14 protein-coding genes are annotated in these 13932 nt (G+C 67.0%); 7 read left to right on the forward strand and 7 right to left on the reverse strand.

Going from position 1 to position 13932, the window contains the following annotated elements; genetic code table 11:
* Positions 1 to 94: 94 nt before the first annotated feature.
* The 3 genes from RAC81_RS05615 to RAC81_RS05625 are packed head-to-tail and all read left to right on the forward strand — an operon-like array spanning position 95 to position 3532.
* Positions 95 to 2431: a sulfatase-like hydrolase/transferase gene (locus RAC81_RS05615; protein WP_375081405.1), complete on the forward strand. Its 2337-nt coding sequence runs from the start codon at positions 95 to 97 to the stop codon at positions 2429 to 2431.
* Positions 2432 to 2443: 12 nt separating this feature from the next.
* Entirely contained in the window at positions 2444 to 3364 is a 921-nt protein-coding gene (locus tag RAC81_RS05620; protein ID WP_375081406.1) for a formylglycine-generating enzyme family protein, read from the forward strand.
* Between the two features lie 9 nt (positions 3365 to 3373).
* Positions 3374 to 3532 (forward strand): hypothetical protein, encoded by a 159-nt coding sequence (locus tag RAC81_RS05625; protein WP_375081407.1) that lies wholly within the window; start codon positions 3374 to 3376, stop codon positions 3530 to 3532.
* A 6-nt stretch (positions 3533 to 3538) separates the two neighbouring features.
* Here RAC81_RS05625 and RAC81_RS05630 read toward each other — a convergent pair whose 3' ends face one another.
* The 5 genes from RAC81_RS05630 to RAC81_RS05650 form a co-directional block, all read right to left on the reverse strand.
* Positions 3539 to 4336 (reverse strand): DUF1206 domain-containing protein, encoded by a 798-nt coding sequence (locus tag RAC81_RS05630; RefSeq protein WP_375081408.1) that lies wholly within the window; start codon positions 4334 to 4336, stop codon positions 3539 to 3541.
* Between the two features lie 67 nt (positions 4337 to 4403).
* The gene (locus RAC81_RS05635) at positions 4404 to 5033 is read right to left on the reverse strand and encodes a GyrI-like domain-containing protein (protein WP_375081409.1); all 630 of its coding nucleotides are present in this window, start codon (positions 5031 to 5033) and stop codon (positions 4404 to 4406) included.
* A 160-nt stretch (positions 5034 to 5193) separates the two neighbouring features.
* Positions 5194 to 6180, reverse strand: coding sequence for an aldo/keto reductase (locus tag RAC81_RS05640; RefSeq protein ID WP_375081410.1), 987 nt, complete (start codon positions 6178 to 6180; stop codon positions 5194 to 5196).
* A gap of 4 nt (positions 6181 to 6184) precedes the next feature.
* On the reverse strand, positions 6185 to 6595 hold the full coding sequence (locus RAC81_RS05645; protein WP_375081411.1) for a cupin domain-containing protein: 411 nt from the start codon (positions 6593 to 6595) through the stop codon (positions 6185 to 6187).
* Positions 6592 to 7488 (reverse strand): helix-turn-helix domain-containing protein, encoded by an 897-nt coding sequence (locus RAC81_RS05650; RefSeq protein WP_375081412.1) that lies wholly within the window; start codon positions 7486 to 7488, stop codon positions 6592 to 6594. Before RAC81_RS05650 ends, RAC81_RS05645 begins: the two co-directional genes overlap by 4 nt.
* 120 nt (positions 7489 to 7608) lie before the next feature.
* On the opposite strand from RAC81_RS05650, the gene RAC81_RS05655 reads away from it, so the two are divergent.
* From RAC81_RS05655 to ctaD, 4 genes are all read left to right on the forward strand, one after another.
* The gene (locus RAC81_RS05655; RefSeq protein ID WP_375081413.1) at positions 7609 to 8334 is read left to right on the forward strand and encodes a DUF2255 family protein; all 726 of its coding nucleotides are present in this window, start codon (positions 7609 to 7611) and stop codon (positions 8332 to 8334) included.
* 45 nt (positions 8335 to 8379) lie between these two features.
* Positions 8380 to 9399, forward strand: coding sequence for a zinc-dependent alcohol dehydrogenase family protein (locus tag RAC81_RS05660; RefSeq protein ID WP_375081414.1), 1020 nt, complete (start codon positions 8380 to 8382; stop codon positions 9397 to 9399).
* A gap of 348 nt (positions 9400 to 9747) precedes the next feature.
* Complete coding sequence (locus tag RAC81_RS05665; RefSeq protein WP_375081415.1) at positions 9748 to 10254, forward strand: DUF6098 family protein; 507 nt, start codon at positions 9748 to 9750, stop codon at positions 10252 to 10254.
* Positions 10251 to 11948: a cytochrome c oxidase subunit I gene (ctaD, locus tag RAC81_RS05670; RefSeq protein ID WP_375081416.1), complete on the forward strand. Its 1698-nt coding sequence runs from the start codon at positions 10251 to 10253 to the stop codon at positions 11946 to 11948. The genes RAC81_RS05665 and ctaD overlap by 4 nt, the downstream gene beginning before the upstream one ends.
* A gap of 134 nt (positions 11949 to 12082) precedes the next feature.
* Here the strand turns inward: ctaD and RAC81_RS05675 are convergent, their stop codons facing one another.
* Both RAC81_RS05675 and RAC81_RS05680 read right to left on the reverse strand, forming a co-directional pair.
* Complete coding sequence (locus tag RAC81_RS05675) at positions 12083 to 12964, reverse strand: aminoglycoside phosphotransferase family protein (RefSeq protein ID WP_375081417.1); 882 nt, start codon at positions 12962 to 12964, stop codon at positions 12083 to 12085.
* Between the two features lie 76 nt (positions 12965 to 13040).
* Positions 13041 to 13904, reverse strand: coding sequence for a GyrI-like domain-containing protein (locus RAC81_RS05680; protein WP_375081418.1), 864 nt, complete (start codon positions 13902 to 13904; stop codon positions 13041 to 13043).
* Positions 13905 to 13932: the final 28 nt, after the last annotated feature.

Genomic DNA, 13932 nt, shown 5'->3' on the forward strand with positions numbered 1-13932 from the left:
CCCTGCTCCGCTGCCCTCGCTCCCGGAAGCACTGTCGCTGGGCTCCGCGGGGGACTACTGTCAGGGCATCGACGGTCGCGAGGGGGCAGATGACATGGCCGAATTCACAGGCGAGATCCGCGAGGACGTGCGTGACTCGACATCCGACTGGGGTCCTTTCATCGAACCCCAGGCGCCTTCCGGGGCTCCGAACGTCCTCTTCATCGTCTGGGACGACATGGGATTCGGCAGCTGGGACCTCTACGGCGGACTGATCAGGATGCCGAACATGCGACGGCTCGCCGACCTCGGCGTCCGGTTCACCCAGTTCCACACAACGGCTCTCTGCTCCCCCACGCGCGCGGCCCTGCTCACGGGGCGCAACGCGCAGAGCGTGGGAATGGGAACGATCGGCGAAGCGAGCGACGGGTTCCCGAACCTGTCGTGCCTGATTCCCGCCGAAGACGCGTTCCTCTCGGAGATCCTCTCGGAGCAGGGGTACAACACCTTCGCGATCGGCAAATGGCATCTGTCGCCAGCGGCCGAGATGAGCATGGGCGCGTCGAAGCGCACGTGGCCGCTGTCCCGGGGATTCGACCGCTTCTACGGCTTCCTCGGCGGGCTGACCGATCAGTGGTTCCCCGATCTGACCTACGACAACCACCCTGTGGAGCCGCCGGCGCTGCCGGCAGACGGCTACCACCTGTCGAAGGACCTCGCCGACCGCGCGATCGAGTTCATCCGTGACGCCAAGGTGACCGCGGTCGAGAAGCCGTGGTTCACCTACTTCGCCCCGGGTGCCGGTCATGCCCCTCACCACGTCTTCACCGAGTGGGCCGACGAGTACAAGGGCGAGTTCTCGATGGGGTACGAGAAGTACCGCGAGATCGTCCTCGCGTCGCAGATCGAGGCGGGCATCCTCCCCGCCGGCACTCGAGTGCCACCGCTCAACCCCTACGAGGACGCGACGTCGGGCGACGGCACGGCGTGGCCGGCATCGGACATCGTACGTCCGTGGGACTCGCTGTCCGACGGCGAGAAGAAGCTCTTCGAGCGCCAGGCGGAGGTGTTCGCGGGCTTCGCGTCGTACACGGATGCGCAGGTCGGCCGACTGCTGGACTACCTGGAGGAATCGGGTCAGCTCGACAATACGCTCATCGTGGTCTTGTCCGACAACGGCTCCAGCGCGGAGGGCGGACCCTCAGGCTCCGTCAACGAGAACCGCTGGTACAACGGGATCTCCGAGAACATCGAGCAGAACCTGCAGCAGTTGTCGGAGCTCGGCTCCGAGTCCACGCATCCGCACTATTCGAACGGGTGGGCGATGGCGTTCAACACGCCCCACAAGCTCTACAAGACCAACGCGTCGTTCGAGGGAGGCACGGCGGATCCGATGATCATCGCGTGGCCCAAGGGCATCGCCGCTCGAGGAGAGATGCGCGAGCAATACCTCCACGTCACCGATATCGTCCCTACCGTCCTGGACCTGCTCGGCATCGACGCCCCGTCGGCGGTCAAGGGTTACCGGCAGAAGCCGCTCGAGGGCGTCAGCTTCGAGAGAGTGATCGACGATGCGGATGCGGGCGAGGTCAAGGAGGAGCAGTTCTACAGCATGCTCGGCACCCGCGGCGTCTGGCAGGGAGGATGGCACGCCTCGACCGTGCATGCGCCGGCCCCGACCGGATGGGGGCACTTCGACGACGACCGCTGGGAACTCTTCCACCTGCCGGAAGACCGCAATCAACTGCATGACCTCGCCGCGGAGAACCCCGACAAGCTGGAGGAGATGAAGCGGCTCTGGCACCGACTCGCGTTGCAGTACAACGGTTACCCCCTCGACGACCGAAACCCGACGGAACTCTTCGCCATCGCCCGCCCCAACCCCATGGAGGGGCGCACGTCGATGACGCTCTACCCGAACGGCGCGGTCGTTCCGGAGCGCAGCGCCGTCGAGATCATGGGACGGTCGTTCACGATCGTCGCCGACGTCGATATCGACGACGAACCCGAGGGTGTCATCTACTCGATGGGGGCACGGTTCGGCGGGCACGCCCTGTTCGTTCAGGACGGACGCCTCACATACCTCTACAACTGGCTCGGCGAAGAGGAGCAGACGTTCACCGCCCCCGAGCCGCTCCCGCGCGGACGTGCGAGGGTCGGGGTGCGGTACACGATCGAGGGCCGAGACGGCACCACCCCGCACGGCACGACCGAACTGCACGTCAACGACGCCGTCGTCGCATCCGGTCCGATGAGATCCCAGCCCGCGTACTTCACTCTCGCGGGGGAAGGCGCGTCGATCGGCCGCGAGGTGGGGCAGCCCGTCTCAGCCCGGTACGCACCGCCGTTCACCTTTGTCGGGGGAACCATCGATCGTGTCGTCGTCGACGTCTCCGGCGAGGACTACTCGCATTCGGAGGGACTGCTCCGTGGGATGTTCGCTCGGGACTGAAGTGCATTGCCGATGATCAGGATCGAGGGAGGCGAGTTCCTCATGGGCGCCGTCGGCTTCTCCCCAGACGAGGGGCCGGTCCATGCCCGGACCGTCGAGACGTTCGAGATCGACGAGCACCCCGTGACCAATCGCGAGTTCGCTGCCTTCGTCGCGGCCACCGGTTACGTCACTGTGGCGGAAGAGCCGCTCGACGGCGATGCGTTCGACGCCTTGAGCCCCGACGAACGCGCTCCCGGCGCGATGGTGTTCGAGCCGACGACAGGCCCCGTCGAGCTCGATGACTGGCGCCAGTGGTGGCGCTGGCAGCCGGGTGCGAGTTGGGCGCGTCCCTTCGGCCCGGGATCCGATCTGTCCGCCCTTCTCGACCACCCGGTCGTCCAGGTCGCCTACCGTGACGCCGTCGCCTACGCGATGTGGGCAGGGAAGCGCCTGCCCAGCGAGGTGGAGTGGGAGTACGCCGCCCGCGGCGGCCTCGCCCAGGCGGTGTTCGCGTGGGGCGACGAGGAGTCCCCCAGCGGAGAGCTCCTGGTGAACCGATGGCAGGGCAGCTTCCCCTACCGGAACACCGGGGCACGCGGATGGGTGGGCACCTCACCGGTGGGGGCCTTCCCCGCCAACGGCTACGGACTCTTCGACATGACCGGAAACGTCTGGGAGTGGACTTCGGATCGATACGCCTCCCGGCACATTCCACCGGGGCACGCGGGACCCGAGCTCGGGCATCGCCAGAACCTGTTCCCACATGTTGCGGCGGAAGCCGAGCGGGGCCGCCGAGTCCTGAAAGGCGGATCGCATCTCTGCTCGCCGGAGTACTGCATGCGGTATCGCCCCGCAGCCAGATCCCCGCAGAGCGAAGACACAGCGACCACGCACATCGGGTTCCGCTGCGTGCGCGACGTCGGCGGATCCTCGTCAGCGCCACAAGGCTAGGCTCGCACCATGTTCAGCGTCGACACCCTCGCGACGTTCGTCGTCGCGGCGTTCATCATGGTCGTGATCCCCGGCCCGACCGTGCTGTTCACGATCGGGCGCGCGATGGCGCTCGGGCGGATCGGCGGCTTCCTGCTCCTGTGGAGCGAGAAGCCTGGCGCGACCTGACCCGGGTCACATGCGGGCGTAGCGGGCGCGCACCATCGAGAACACGCCGTACACGACGAGTCCGGCGCCGACGACCCACAGCACGGCCCGCCCGAACGGCAGGTCGGTGAGGCTGCGCAACGCAGCATCGAGACCTCCGGCCTTGTCGGGGTCGTGCGTCCAGGCCGACACGACGAAGAGGATGCCGGTCAGCGCGATGGCGACGCCCTTCGCGATGTAGCCGATCACCCCGAGCACCACGATCGGCGGACGTCCCGCACCCGACGGGAGGTCGAGCGTCTTCCGGAACCCGGTGGTGAAGCCGCTGACGACGAAGCCGACGCCGACTCCGACCACGGTCAGGCCGACGGCGATGAGGAGGAAGATGCCTCCCGGCGCCCCCAGCAGCACCTCGCTCACGAACTTCGACGACTTCTCGGACTCGGCATTGCCTCCGAACGCGTAGATGACCGCGAGTCCGGCGATCACGAGGTATGCCACGGCGATTCCGAAGAGCTTGATCCGCTGCCCCCACTTCTTCACCTCGCCGCCGACGGCGACGACGCCGCTCACGACCTGCCACACGGCGAGGGCGACGAGCGCCGCGGCGACGAGCGCGAGCACGAGGCCGCCGACGGGCGTCGACCGGATCTGCTGCATCGCGCCGTCCTGATCGGCGTCGCCGCCACCGCCCGAGGCTATGGACACGGCGAGCGCTCCGATGATGATGTGCACGAGACCGATCACCACGAAGCCGGCCCGAGCGACACGTCGGAAGGCGTCCGATCCCCTGGCCTCGTGCGCCGCGGACTTCGCTGTCGTCATCGATGCAGGATATCGCCGTGGGAGCGATGGGCCGGAGGGGCTTGATCCCGACGGCGTCGTGCGGCAGTCACGTGCGTTCGACCGGCTGCCGGAGGATCGTGCGCAGACGGTCGGGAGCGACCCGCCGAGCGTCGCCGAGGTAGATCTCGTGGTGACGTCCGGTCATGCGGAGGCCGTTCTCGGGGATGAACGCGTCGTGCAGCTCGGCCAGCACCGGGGCTTCGTCGTCGTACGAGCCGACATGCAATGTCTGCACGCTCAGTCCCTCGTCGAGAGTCTCGAGCCGCACCGACCGCAGCGCAGGCAGGGGCTCCTTCTTCGCCGCCGCCTTGGCTTCGACCTTGTCGACGGCCGCCGCGAACATCTCCGGTGTCACCTGGCCAGGCACCATGATCATCATCGTCCACAGCCAGGCCGACTTGTCGCGCTTGGTCGTGAACGACTCCTTGTCGGGCGCATCCCAGAGGCCTTCGAGCGGCATCACGACGACATCGAGATCGAGTTCGGCACGGGCCGCGAACTTCAGCGTGTACGCGAGCGGGAAGAGTGCGGCGACGGCATCCGTGTATTCCTTCGCAGTGTTCGGGTCTCCCGCGCCGTCGACCATGAGGTACTGCAGCGGCGGCACCTCGACGAGGCGGAACTCGCCCCGCTTCGCCCGGTATGCGTCGAGCGTCTTCTTCGGATCGGTCGGCATCGTGCACCCTCGCTTCTCGCTGTGGACCGTGCGTTCATCGTGCCACGGGGCACGGACATCGCCCCGGCTGGCCAGGCGCGCGGCGAGGGCGCGGCCAGCCAGCCCGGTGCCGAGTACAGCGATCCTCATCCGTGTTCTTCCTGCGCTCGTCGGGTGCCGATCAGTGGTCCAGGTAGCCCATGTGCTGGGCGTTGTACCGGTCGCCCTGTACGCCGATCCGGCGGGTGAGACCGTCCAGATCGTTCCGCTCGTCCGCGGAAAGTGGCACCGTTGTGGAGGCGGCGTTCTCCTCGACGCGTGGGGCGCGGCGGGTGCCCGGGATCGGGACGATCCACGGATGCTGTGCCAGCAGCCATGCCAACGCGACCTGACCGGGCGTGACCCCCTTGGCGGCGGCGAGTTCCTTCACGTGATCGACGAGCGCCTGATTTGCGGCGAGGTTCTCTTCTTCGAAGCGGGGAACGCGGCGGCGGATGTCATCGTCGCTGAAGGTGGTGGAGGTGTCGACGGTGCCAGTGAGGAACCCCTTGCCGAGAGGGCTGAACGGAACGAAACCGATGCCGAGCTCGGCGAGTGTGGGAAGCACTTCGGTCTCCGGGTCGCGGGTCCACAGCGAATACTCGCTCTGCAACGCGGTGACTGGGAAGACGGCGTGGGCGCGGCGGATGGTGGCGGCGGACGCCTCGGACAGCCCGAAGTGTCGCACCTTGCCTTCGGCGACGAGGTCACCCACAGCCCCGGCGACGTCTTCGATGGGAACGTTCGGGTCGACGCGGTGCTGGTAGAACAGGTCGATCACGTCGGTGCGCAGCCGCTTCAGCGATGCGTCAGCGACGCGGCGGATCTGTTCGGGGCGGCTGTTCAGGCCGACGCTGGCGCCGCCCTGGATGTCCCAGCCGAACTTCGTCGCGATCACGACCTCGTCGCGTACCGGTTCGAGGGCGTCGCCGACCAGTTCCTCGTTCGCGTACGGCCCGTACACTTCTGCGGTGTCGAAGAACGTGATCCCGAGGTCGGCGGCGGAGCGGAGCACCGCGATCATGTCTTCGCGGCTGCCGGGGTTGGGGCCGTAGCTCTGGGACATTCCCATGCAGCCCAATCCGATAGCGGAGACCTGCAAGCCTTGTCCGAGTGTGCGTCTGTGCATCGTGTTACTCCTCGTTCGCGGTGGTGTAGTCCTCGTCGGTGACGTGCTCGTACCAGCCGTCCTGCGCGTCGGAGCCCTCTGCGTCCTCCAACATGGCGAGGTGCTCCATGAAGTCCTCCGGGGTGGCGCCGTGCCAGTGCTCCTCGCCCGGAGGGGTGTAGATCGTCTCACCCGGCGTCGCGCGGATCACCGCGCCGTCGCGGGTGCCGATGAGGGCGACGCCTTCGGTCACATGCAGGGTCTGCCCTCGACCGTGCGCGTGCCACGCGGTGCGCGCCCCAGGCGTGAACCGCACCCGGCTGACGATCATGCGCTGGTCACCGTCCTGCGGTGTCGCGATCGCATCAACGTAGACATCGCCGGTGAACCAGTCCGCCGACCCTTTGGTGGTCGCGGGTTTCTGCTGCTTTCTCATGAGCGCTTCTCCGTTCCTTCGCTCACCTGGTAGGGCGCGGGTGAGGTGTTGTCGGTGGCGGCGAGGCTGGCCAACAGGCGCAGCCGCTCCTCCGTGGCCGACCCGGGGTTGGCGGTGTAGACCAGGAACGACAAGCCGGGCTCGGCGGTCAGCGCCAACTCCTCGTAGATCAGAGTGAGTTCTCCGACCGCGTGGTGGTGGAATTTCTTCGTCCCGGTCGTGTGCTGGCGGACGTTGTGCGCGCCCCATCGGACGCGGAACTCGTCGCTGCGGGTCGAGAGCTCACCGACAAGGTCCTGCAGACCCTTGTCGTAAGGGTCGCGGCCGGCTTCGGTGCGCAAGATCTGGACAGTGATGTCCGCAGCGCCCGCCCAGTCGGGGTAGAAGGTGTGAGAGCGTTCGTCGAGGAACGCGTACCGTGCGATGTTGCCCTGTCCGGGCCCGTCGAAGATTTCGTCATAGAAGACCCGTCCAAGCGGGTTGGTGGCGAGGATGTCCATCCGCCCGTTGCGGACGAACGCCGGCCCTCCGGTGATCGCATCGAGCACCAGCTGCAAACCGGGCCGCGTGGCCCACCCCTTTGGTTTCCGCCTGGGTGTCCCGAGGGCGGGGCCGGTGGCGGCGCGCGCGAGGTCGAACAGGTGCGCACGCTCAGCGGCGTCCAGCTGCAGCGCCCTCGCGATCGCGTCCAACACGCTGTCGGAGGCGCCAACGAGGTTGCCACGCTCGATCTTGGAGTAGTACTCCACGCTGACATCGGCGAGCATCGCCACCTCACCGCGCCGCAGCCCCGGCACCCGGCGGTTGCTTCCCGCCGGGAGCCCCGCCTGCTCCGGCGTCAAACGCGCCCGACGAGAGGTCAGGAACTCGCGCACCTCGCTCTGATTGTCCATAACGAGGACGCTACGCGCCCGCCCGTCAGCGAGGAATGCTCTGCCAGTACACGTTTCACCAGAGACTCCCACACGCCACGCAGACAGCGTTGAGTGGTATCCGACGGAAGGAGTTCAATCATGAGCGAAAACACCGACACCGGCTGGACCGGCGGACAAGAGTCCGTCGGCGACATCGCGCCCGCCATGGCCCACTACACCGACAAGGTCCTCTTCGATGAGGTGTGGGAGCGCCCCGAGCTGTCCAAGCGTGACAGGAGCCTGGTGACTGTGTCCGCGCTGGTGGCGATGGGCAGCACTGACCAGCTGTCCTTCCACCTGGCGTTCGCGCAGGACAACGGCGTCACCCAGGAGGAGCTGATCGAAGCCCTCACTCACCTGGCTTTCTACACCGGTTGGCCCAAAGCGATGGCGGCGATCGCTGTCGCGAAGAAGGTGCTCCCGCGGACCGGGAGAACTGACATGACCGCATGGGATTCCGACGTCCTGCGTGACATCGCCAATAGCGACGACCTGCACATCAGCCCGTTTCGCGGCGACGGGAGCACTTACGGAACGCCGACGTGGATCTGGTCGGTGGTCGTGGACGGGCGCCTGTTCGTCCGCGCCTGGAACGGCACCAGCGGACGTTGGTACACCGCGGCGGTGACGCAGGGCGCGGGCCGGATCGCCGCGGGTGGCCACACCCTCGAAGTTGCCTTCAATAAACCGGATCGCGCGTTGGACGGCCAAATCGACGCCGCCTACAACACCAAGTACGCCGGCAGCTCCTACCTGCCACGCATGGTGACGGCGGGTCCTCGAGCAGCCACGGTCGAGATACTGCCTCGGGCATCCACGACGTAGCCCGCGCCCGATAACCCTCAACAAGAACAAAGGAAGGACACCACGATGCGTGGAGTCATCATGTACGCCCCCGGCGACGTCCGCGTCGAAGATCGCGCAAACCCCACGATCCTCGAACCCACCGACGCCATCATCAAACTCGCCGCCACCTGCATCTGCGGATCAGACCTGTGGCCGTATCGCGGAGCAGAACCGGTCGATCACGCCCCCATGGGGCACGAGTACGCCGGAGTGGTCACCGAAATCGGTGCCGACGTGCGCAACGTGAAGGTCGGCGACTTCGTCGTCGGATCTTTCTTCACCTCCGACAACACCTGCGACATCTGCCAGGCCGGCTACCAGTCCCACTGCGTACACCGCACCCTGATGGGCACCATCGGCACCCAAGCCGAGTACGCCCGCGTCCCCCAGGCGGACGGATCGCTCGTCGCCACCCCAGGGCAGCCCGACCTCGATCTCATCCCCTCACTCCTCGCCGCCTCCGACGTGCTCGGTACCGGCTGGTTCGCCGCCGTGGCCGCCGAGGCAGGACCCGGGAAGACGGTCGCCGTCGTCGGTGACGGTGCCGTGGGACTTCTCGGTATCCTCGCTGCGAAGCAGCTCGGCGCCGATCGCATCATCGCCATGTCACGACACGCCGACCGGCAAGAGCTGGCCCGTAGCTTCGGCGCGACCGACATCGTCGAAGAGCGCGGCGACGAGGGCGTAGCACGCATCAAGGAGCTCACCGACGGTCTCGGTGCTCATTCCGTCATCGAAGCGGTCGGCACTCAGGAGTCCATGCAGCAGGCGATTCGCGCAGCCCGCGCCGGTGGGCACGTCGGATTCGTCGGCGTCTCCCATGACGTCACCCTCCCGGGTGAAGAACTGTTCTTCTCCGGCGTGCACCTCCACGGCGGCCCTGCACCCGTGCGCCGGTTCCTGCCCGACCTGATCCAGTTGATCTGGGACCGCAAGATCGAGCCCGGCGTCGTGTTCGACTTGACCCTGCCGCTCGAGGAGGCCGCCGAAGGCTACAAGGCCATGGACGAACGCCGCGCCACCAAAGTGCTCCTCACCGTCTGAGCAGCGGACCTGGGGGCGAAGGCGCTTCGCCTTCGCCCCCCGCCCGCCGTCTCGGCGACAGAGTACTCGGATGGAACGGGTGCCCGCTGGACGCGGCGATGCCGGAGCCGCGGAGGCCCCATCTCGCCATGCGCACTGACCAGGCGGACCCCGGGATCGCAAACCTCTGCGACACTCTCACGCGCATCGCGACCCGAAGACTCTCCATCACTCCGACAGCCTGAACTGCTGATTGATTCCGACCCCAACGGAGAGAACCAGCGAACACGAGCGCGCCATGATCGCCCCACTTCCCCAGATCCGTCAATCCCCATCTCGACCGATCAGCCGGAACTCTACCGTCGGCGTATGCCGCGACCTACCTCGTATCCGAGCCGCCGCGATGTCGCGTCGGCGAACCACGCTCTCCGGCGCGTGGATCATCTCTCTCAGCTTGCCGCGGTCGTTCGGGCGTGCCCGGGCTTGTACGTTCGCTACTCCGCCGGACCCGAAAAGGACGCGCTCCACCGCAGCGTTGACACCGAGAGCGGTCTCGAGCTGCCCGGGCTCTCCGTCAATCCGCTCGATCCGGAGGCTTGGTGGACCCGTCCCCTCGAGGACTGGCTTGCGCGGCAGCTGTCGCAGTACCGCCACCTCGCGGACGAAGAACCCGAGCGGTTCGCCTGGATTCTCCGCGGAGAGGAGTGCGGGAGGGGCCCTGACTGCGAACCGTTGCTGCGCACCGTGGAACCTCTCGCGGTATTGAGCGAAACCCTTCTCGACGAGGCACGCTCCCGCTACGCGAAAGCGTTCGATGCGGGGCGCGGGCCTGCGGACGACACCATCGACCACGAAGACCGAGGAAGTTCCCGATGACCATTGAAACGCGACGCTCCGCTGCGCGTCAGGCCGCTCTCATGAGCTCGTCGCGCGTCGAGCAGAAGGGCAACATCGTCGTCAAGTGGATCACCTCCACCGACCACAAGACGATCGGGTACATGTACCTCATCGCCTCGGTGCTGTTCTTCCTCCTCGGCGGCGTGATGGCGTTGGTGATCCGTGCTGAGCTGTTCGCGCCGGGCATGCAGATCGTGCCGACGAAGGAGCAGTACAACCAGCTGTTCACCATGCACGGCACGATCATGCTGCTGATGTTCGCCACGCCGCTGTTCGCCGGGTTCGCGAACGCCATCATGCCGCTGCAGATCGGAGCGCCGGACGTCGCGTTTCCGCGATTGAACGCGTTCTCCTTCTGGCTGTTCTTCTTCGGCTCGACGATCGCGGTGGCCGGCTTCCTCACCCCGCAGGGGTCCGCGTCGTTCGGCTGGACGGCCTACCAGCCGCTGGCGAGCGCCACTTTCACCCCTGGCGCCGGCGGAAATCTGTGGATGCTGGGTCTGGGCATCTCGGGCTTCGGAACCATCCTCGGTGCGGTGAACTTCATCACCACGATCATCACGATGCGTGCCCCCGGCATGACGATGTGGCGCATGCCCGTGTTCACATGGAACACATTGATCACCAGTCTCCTCGTGCTCATGGCGTTCCCGGTGCTCGCAGCGGCACTGTTCGCCGCGTCCGCTGACCGCATCCTCGGCGCCCACATCTTCGATCCGCAGAACGGCGGGGTGCTCCTCTGGCAGCATCTGTTCTGGTTCTTCGGCCACCCCGAGGTATACGTCATCGCGCTGCCGTTCTTCGGCATCGTGTCGGAGGTCTTCCCGGTGTTCAGCCGCAAACCTCTCTTCGGGTACAAGACGATCATCTACGCGACCATCGCCATCGCGGCGTACTCGGTCGCCGTGTGGGCGCACCACATGTATGTCACGGGCTCGGTCCTGCTGCCGTTCTTCGCGCTCATGACGATGCTCATCGCGGTTCCGACGGGTGTGAAGATCTTCAACTGGATCGGCACGATGTGGCGAGGGTCCGTGACCTTCGAGACCCCGGTGGTCTTTGCACTCGGCTTCCTCGTGACCTTCGTCTTCGGCGGACTGACCGGCGTCATCCTGGCGTCTCCACCGCTCGACTTCCCGTTGCACGACAGCTATTTCGTGGTCGCCCATTTCCACTACGTCGTGTTCGGAACGGTCGTGTTCGCCATGTTCTCGGGCTTCTACTTCTGGTGGCCGAAGTGGACAGGCCGCATGCTGAACGAGCGCCTCGGGTACGTGCACTTCTGGATGCTGTTCATCGGCTTCCATATGACGTTCCTCATCCACCACTGGCTGGGAGTCGACGGCATGCCCCGACGGTATGCCGATTATGCCGACCAGGACCAGTTCACATGGCAGAACCAACTCTCCACGATCGGCGCCATCATCCTCGGCGCGTCCATGCTGCCGTTCTTCCTCAACGTGTGGATCACGGCCCGCAAGGCGCCCAAGGTCACGGTCAACGACCCGTGGGGTTACGGTGCATCGCTCGAGTGGGCGACCTCGTGTCCCCCGCCCCGTCACAACTTCGTCACCATGCCACGCATCCGCAGCGAACGACCCGCGTTCGACATGAACCACCCCGAGGCTGCCGAATTCACACCGGCCGCCCCCAGCGAGAGCGAGCGCCACTGAGGCGTGCCGTGATGCACGCTCCAGCCATCTCCACTTGGGGCCAGGTCTAGGCGACGACGCGCGATGCGGACCGCGCTCGTCATCGCCGCGCTGCTGCCCGCGTCGTTCGCATCACACATAGAAGCGAGCAGCTCTCATCCCATCGTCAGGTCCGCCACATCGCTCAGCACCGCATCACGAGAGCGCCCGTACTTCGCGAGCATCTCCTCGGGGGAACTGATGAGGGCTTTCCACAGGGCCCATGCAGCTCCTCGCAGCCATGCATCCTCCGGCAGGTCCAGCCGCTCGCGCAGGAGATCTCGTTCGCGAGAGCTGCAGCTCAACCATGCGAACGCCAGGTCGCAGGCGGGATCGCCGATGCATGTCTGTCCGAAGTCGATCAGCGCCGTCAGTCGGCCGCTGCGATCGAACAGCATGTTCCCCGGCGCGATATCGCCATGAACCCAGACCGGTCGTTCGGTCCAGACCGTGGCCACGGCCGCATCCCAGAGGGCCCGGCAGCCCTCAGCATGGCGTCCGGCGAGGAGTGCAAGCCGGCTCTGCACATCCTCGCCGACCGCACTGACGTGACAGCCGCGGTAAGCAGATGCGCTTCCCGCCCAGGGTCCCCCGCCCGTGTCGAGAGCCTGCAACTCGCTCAGGGCATCGCCCAGGCTGACGATGGCGTTGTCGCGCTCACGCGGTCCCACCGCGATCAGAGTCCGGCCCTCGATCCACTCGCGAACGGACCACGGTCGGTCGAAGGCGGGCGAGGCCGCACCCGTCGCGACGACGCGCGGGATGGCGACGCGGAAGCGGGAGCCGAGGATCCCGAGGGTGCGCTCCTCACGGACCAGGCCGGCGACGTAGCCGTCGGCGCTCGGGAGACGGACGGTCATCCGGTCGCCGAGACGGAAGGTGCGGTTGTCCCACCCCTGCATGTCCACCGGACGGATCGGCAGCGCCGACCACTGCGGAAACTGCTCCGAGACGAGCAGGCGGACCAACGAAGAGGTGATCTCCTCGGGAGCGGCCATCGCGCCAGCTTAGTCAGGCGTCCGCGGCGTGACCATCGGGCAGGTGGTCGGCACCCCACCCGCCCGACGTCGGCGATCACGCCGGTTCGACCGCCAACCACAGCTCGCACGAGGCATGCGTCCCCGTGAACTCGAGGTAGCGAACGATCGAGGGCCCGGGCCGCAGCCGCCACGGATTGGACGGGAACCACTCGGTCGCGGTCGCCGCCCAGAGGTTCTGTAGGGTCTCGGGGAACGGACCGCTCGCCGTGAAGACCGCCCACGATCCTGCGTCGACACGCATCGCGTCGAGATCGGCCGGCACCTCGGCATCCGGCTGCACGGAGACTCCGTGCAGGTAGGTGAGCATCGTGCCCTCCGGCGCGTCGGGAGGCGTGTCGCCGGTGACGGCGAGGATGCCGGCGGGTTCGGCGGCGCTGAGCGCCTTGAGCCGGGCATGCTCTTCGGCGGGGATCCCCGCGATGTGCTGCTGGATGTGCGGGTTCACGCCCTCGTGGATGAGCGGCACCTCGACGGCGTGGCCGACGAGCACGAGCTCGGGTGCGGTGGTGATGGTGACGTCCATCGGACTTCTCCCTTCGACGCTCAGGCGGAACCGGAGCGTGGGTTGTGTGCGGAGAGGACCCCCGTCCCGGCGCGCATCCGCCGCTGCGATCCCGTGCACGGCACGGAACGCGCGACCGAACGCCTCGACCGATCCGTAGCCGTGCCGGACGGCGACGTCGAGCAGGCTCGGCGCCCCCGCCGCGAGTTCCGCGCCTGCGAGCGTCATGCGCCGCCGACGGATGTACTCCGACAGCGGCATGCCCGCGAGCGCCGAGAACATCCGGCGCAGATGGTACTCGGTCGTGCCGTGCGCTCGGGCGAAGTCCGCGACGTCGAGCTCATCGCCCGTCGCGGCCTCGATCCGATCCACCAGCGCGTTGAGCGTTCCGATCATGAGGTCCTCCTTTCCTCACCATCGTGTG

This window comes from Microbacterium sp. CR_7 (genome assembly GCF_041954755.1).
Taxonomy (GTDB): domain Bacteria; phylum Actinomycetota; class Actinomycetes; order Actinomycetales; family Microbacteriaceae; genus Microbacterium.

What these genes read in the sequence shown, in the direction of transcription:
- RAC81_RS05615 (WP_375081405.1), top strand. Translation starts at nt 95, where the DNA reads ATGGCCGAATTCACAGGCGAGATCCGCGAGGACGTGCGTGACTCGACA.
- RAC81_RS05620 (WP_375081406.1), top strand. Translation starts at nt 2,444, where the DNA reads ATGATCAGGATCGAGGGAGGCGAGTTCCTCATGGGCGCCGTCGGCTTC.
- RAC81_RS05625 (WP_375081407.1), top strand. Translation starts at nt 3,374, where the DNA reads ATGTTCAGCGTCGACACCCTCGCGACGTTCGTCGTCGCGGCGTTCATC.
- RAC81_RS05630 (WP_375081408.1), bottom strand. Translation starts at nt 4,336, where the DNA reads ATGACGACAGCGAAGTCCGCGGCGCACGAGGCCAGGGGATCGGACGCC.
- RAC81_RS05635 (WP_375081409.1), bottom strand. Translation starts at nt 5,033, where the DNA reads ATGCCGACCGATCCGAAGAAGACGCTCGACGCATACCGGGCGAAGCGG.
- RAC81_RS05640 (WP_375081410.1), bottom strand. Translation starts at nt 6,180, where the DNA reads ATGCACAGACGCACACTCGGACAAGGCTTGCAGGTCTCCGCTATCGGA.
- RAC81_RS05645 (WP_375081411.1), bottom strand. Translation starts at nt 6,595, where the DNA reads ATGAGAAAGCAGCAGAAACCCGCGACCACCAAAGGGTCGGCGGACTGG.
- RAC81_RS05650 (WP_375081412.1), bottom strand. Translation starts at nt 7,488, where the DNA reads ATGGACAATCAGAGCGAGGTGCGCGAGTTCCTGACCTCTCGTCGGGCG.
- RAC81_RS05655 (WP_375081413.1), top strand. Translation starts at nt 7,609, where the DNA reads ATGAGCGAAAACACCGACACCGGCTGGACCGGCGGACAAGAGTCCGTC.
- RAC81_RS05660 (WP_375081414.1), top strand. Translation starts at nt 8,380, where the DNA reads ATGCGTGGAGTCATCATGTACGCCCCCGGCGACGTCCGCGTCGAAGAT.
- RAC81_RS05665 (WP_375081415.1), top strand. Translation starts at nt 9,748, where the DNA reads ATGCCGCGACCTACCTCGTATCCGAGCCGCCGCGATGTCGCGTCGGCG.
- ctaD (WP_375081416.1), top strand. Translation starts at nt 10,251, where the DNA reads ATGACCATTGAAACGCGACGCTCCGCTGCGCGTCAGGCCGCTCTCATG.
- RAC81_RS05675 (WP_375081417.1), bottom strand. Translation starts at nt 12,964, where the DNA reads ATGGCCGCTCCCGAGGAGATCACCTCTTCGTTGGTCCGCCTGCTCGTC.
- RAC81_RS05680 (WP_375081418.1), bottom strand. Translation starts at nt 13,904, where the DNA reads ATGATCGGAACGCTCAACGCGCTGGTGGATCGGATCGAGGCCGCGACG.